A 3,469-nucleotide genomic window follows, 5' to 3' on the forward strand; every position below is an offset into this window, starting at 1 on the left:
CGTGGAACCTCCCACCGCGCCAAGCGGCCGCGCTCCAGCGACGCCTCGCCGCGCGCGTCGTCCGGCGGGGCGGGCCGCTGCGACCGCGGCTCGTCGCCGGCGCGGACATCGCCTGCGACCGGGAGAGCGACCGTCTGTACGCCGCGGTCCTTCTCCTCGACGCGAAGACCCTCGCCGTTCGCGAGGAGATGCGTGCGTCGGGTCCAAGCCGATTTCCGTACGTTCCGGGTCTCCTCTCGTTCCGCGAGGCTCCACTTCTTCTTCGCGCGTTTCGAATGCTGCGCGAGGAACCGGACCTCATTCTCTTCGACGGTCAAGGAATCGCCCATCCGCGCGGGTTCGGCCTCGCCTCGCACGTCGGTCTCCTTCTCGATCGGCCGAGCATCGGGTGCGCGAAATCGCTCCTTGTCGGCGTGCACGGAGCGCTCGGGCATCGAAGAGGAGAGCACTCGGACATCCGGTACGAAGGTCGGGTCGTTGGGTCGGCGGTCCGCACGCGGGACGGGGTCCGTCCCGTCTACGTCTCCGTCGGGCACCGGACCTCGCTCCCGCTCGCCCGGAGACACGTGCTCGCCTGCTGCCGCGGCTATCGGCTCCCCGAGCCGACGCGGCTCGCGCACATCGCCGTGGAGAAGATGAAGAGAGAGCACGCCTCGCATCGAGCTTCGGGCTAGGAACCGAGGAGGCGCGTTCCTCGTAGCCGGAAGAGACGGACGGTACGGATGGAGACGAGGAGGAAACGAGATGGATGAGATGAGGAGACCGCTTGCAGAGGGCCCGCCGTGGGAGCGGCGAGCGGCGATCGGAGCGCTCCGCGCGCTGCTCGACACCGTCGTCGGATCGGCCCTCCGCCCGACCGCGTTCTTCCGCTCGCTCCGGCCGACGGGGAACCTCCGAGACGCGGCCCTCTTCGGGATCGGGATTGTTGTGCTTACCACGCTCGTTCAGGTCGCCTGGGTCTTCGTCGTCACCCCGATCCCGTTCCTGATTCTCTCCCGCGAGGGGATCTCGCCCGGCCTCCCGCTCGCGGTCGCGTTCTTCTCTTCATGGATCAAGATTCTGTCCGCGCCCGTCCTCGCGGCGATCGGCCTCGTTCTTCTCGCCGGGATCTTCCACGGAGGGCTGGTTCTTCTCGGCGCGGCGGCGCGGCCCTTCGAGACGACGCTCCGAATCCTCTGCTACTCAACGCCCCCTCTTCTCCTCGGCCTTCTCCCCTTCTGCGGAGGGACGATCGGGAAGGCGTGGGCGCTCGTCCTCGTCGTGATCGGCATCCGCGAGTGCCACCTGGCGAACATCGGGCAGGCGATCGTCGCCGTCTTTCTCCCGGTCCTCGTTCTCGGCGGCTGCTTCGGAGCGCTCCTCTGGATCGCGCTCGCCGGGCGCATTCTCTTCCAGGGGTAGTCGAATGGCGAGCGAGACGCGATCGGCGCGCAACGGCTCTTCCGGACTCGTTTGGGGTGCGATCCTCGGCGGAGGCGCGCTCGCGACGGCGGGCGGGGCGAGGTTTCTCTCCGAGACGATCGGTTATTCGGTCCCCTGCCCCTTCCACGTCTTCGCGGGAGTCCCGTGCCCGACCTGTTTCGGCCTTCGGGCGCTCGCGGCTCTCGGCCATGGACGGATCGGCGAGGCGATCGCGCTCCATCCCTTCTTCGCGCTCGGCGCGATTCTCCTCGCGGCGTGGGGCGTGATCTCCGTCGCGCTCCTCCTCGCGGGGAAGAGAGCGCTCCCCGCCGCTTGGGGACGGACCGCCGCGCGCGCGGCCCTCTGGGCGATCCCGATTGCGCTCGCCGTCAATTGGATCTACCTATTACTATGGACACGGAGATGACTCGAGTCTCAAAAGCGAGAATCGGGTTCATAACCTGCTTCGTCGCGAGATCGAGCGAGAAGCCCGCCAGCAAGGAACGAGGACGCCGCGGGCGAGCTTCGCAGCCGATCGCAGCAGAAGGAGGTTGTGAAACCGGTTCGAAGGACGGGAAGATGGAGCTCGTGGAAGTGGCGAAGATGCAGAACGACTCCGAGGCGCTCGTCGCCCGGTCTCTCCTCGAGGCGAACGGAATCGAGGCGATCTTCCGCGCGACGCTCGTCCAGTCGGTACATCCGATCACGATCGACGGCGTGGGAGAGGTGCGCATCCTCGTTCGCCCCGAAGACGCGGAGAGGGCGCGCGAGATTCTCTCAGGGCATCGCGGGCCGGATCTCCCCGCTGAGTAGCGGGAAACGGAACCGCTCGATCGCGGAGACCAACCTTGCGAGGTCCTCCTTCCACGAGGGGCCCAGGTAGTCGTGCTCCTCGATCGGGAGGCGAATGACCGGACCTTGCAGCTTCTTCTCCCAAGCCTCGTAACGCGGCTGCAGGGCGCGCACCATCCTCTCCACCCGTTCGTTGAACGCGCTCCCCCGTCTCGCGCGAAGGCGCTCGACGAGAAGCGCGATCGGTCCGTGCAGATAGATGATGACGTCGAAGGGCGGGATGGAAAGGAGAAGCTGCTCCGCCACGCGGCGGTAGAGATCGTAGTCGAGAGGATCGAGCAGCCCCTCGCCCGCCCAGTAGGGAGCGAAGATCTCCACGTCCTCCGCCGGAATCCGATCGACGACCACCATCCTCTGGGGGTTCGCGCTTCGGATGTCCGAGAGTTTGTTCGAGAGAAAACAAAGCTCCGCTTGGAACGCCGTCTCTCGCCGCCCTGAGATGAAATCGGAGAACCAGGGGTTCGCCTTCTCGTCCTCGAGGACGAGGATTCCGTCGTAGTGGCGCGCCACCTCCGAGGAAATCGTCGATTTCCCGGTTCCGCAGTTTCCAGCGAAGCCGACCAGCATCGCAACCTCTCCGATGGAAGACGCCCGGTATTGTAGCCGCGCCCCGACACGGCGGCAAGCGGAGCGACAGTTTTCTCTTGGACCCGTCCGGCGCGCTCGTCTATCCTGGCCTTGAGTCGCGCCCCCCGAACGGAACCCGGGCGCCGCGCGAGAGAGGGCGCGTCGAGTCCTCTCGCGAGCGACATCCGCGACCCGCCCGGATGGAGAGTCGCATGCGGTTACCCGCGGGGTGGTCCGGTTTTCTCCGAGTCCTCACGGCGCACCCGGTCGGTTTCGCCGGCGTCCTCCTCACGACCGTTTCCTTCGTGCTCTTCGCCGGGCTCTTCGGGCTCGAGCTCCTCGGGCTCCAGAGGAATCCCTATCTTGGGATCCTCACGTTCCTCGTTCTTCCGGGGGTCTTTCTCTTCGGGCTCGCGCTCATTCCGATCGGACGGGCGCTTCACGCGCGAAGGGAACGCCGCGCGGTCGTTGTCGACCTCACCGAGTCGGAGCAGCAGAGGCGGGTCGTCCTCTTTCTTCTCCTCACGATCGTCAATCTGGTCGTTCTCTCTGTGGCGGCGTACCAGGGGGTCCACTTCACCGATTCCAACCGGTTCTGCGGCGAGGTGTGCCACACGGTGATGGAGCCCGAGTTCACCGCGTACCAGCG

6 protein-coding genes are annotated in these 3,469 nt (G+C 66.7%); 5 read left to right on the forward strand and 1 reads right to left on the reverse strand.

What is annotated here, in order from left to right; all coding sequences use genetic code 11:
* The 4 genes from FJY73_14165 to FJY73_14180 all read left to right on the forward strand — a co-directional run.
* Nucleotides 1-674, forward strand: a 674-nt coding sequence (locus FJY73_14165) for an endonuclease V (GenBank protein ID MBM3321805.1), incomplete at its 5' end; no start/stop codon positions are given.
* A gap of 70 nt (nt 675-744) precedes the next feature.
* Nucleotides 745-1,401, forward strand: coding sequence for a YIP1 family protein (locus tag FJY73_14170; protein ID MBM3321806.1), 657 nt, complete (start codon nt 745-747; stop codon nt 1,399-1,401).
* A gap of 4 nt (nt 1,402-1,405) precedes the next feature.
* Nucleotides 1,406-1,828 (forward strand): DUF2752 domain-containing protein, encoded by a 423-nt coding sequence (locus tag FJY73_14175; protein MBM3321807.1) that lies wholly within the window; start codon nt 1,406-1,408, stop codon nt 1,826-1,828.
* 152 nt (nt 1,829-1,980) lie between these two features.
* A complete protein-coding gene (locus tag FJY73_14180) occupies nt 1,981-2,214 on the forward strand; it encodes a DUF2007 domain-containing protein (protein ID MBM3321808.1) in 234 nt (77 codons plus the stop codon).
* On the opposite strand, the gene FJY73_14185 is transcribed toward FJY73_14180, so the two are convergent.
* Nucleotides 2,179-2,820, reverse strand: coding sequence for a deoxynucleoside kinase (locus tag FJY73_14185; protein MBM3321809.1), 642 nt, complete (start codon nt 2,818-2,820; stop codon nt 2,179-2,181). The two genes, FJY73_14180 and FJY73_14185, sit on opposite strands and share 36 nt — an antisense overlap.
* 212 nt (nt 2,821-3,032) lie before the next feature.
* Between FJY73_14185 and FJY73_14190 the strand changes: the two genes are divergently transcribed.
* Nucleotides 3,033-3,469: hypothetical protein (locus FJY73_14190; protein MBM3321810.1), on the forward strand; the 437-nt coding region annotated here is incomplete at its 3' end.

The organism is Candidatus Eisenbacteria bacterium (assembly GCA_016867715.1).
In the GTDB taxonomy this organism is placed as follows: Bacteria; Orphanbacterota; Orphanbacteria; order Orphanbacterales; family Orphanbacteraceae; genus VGIW01.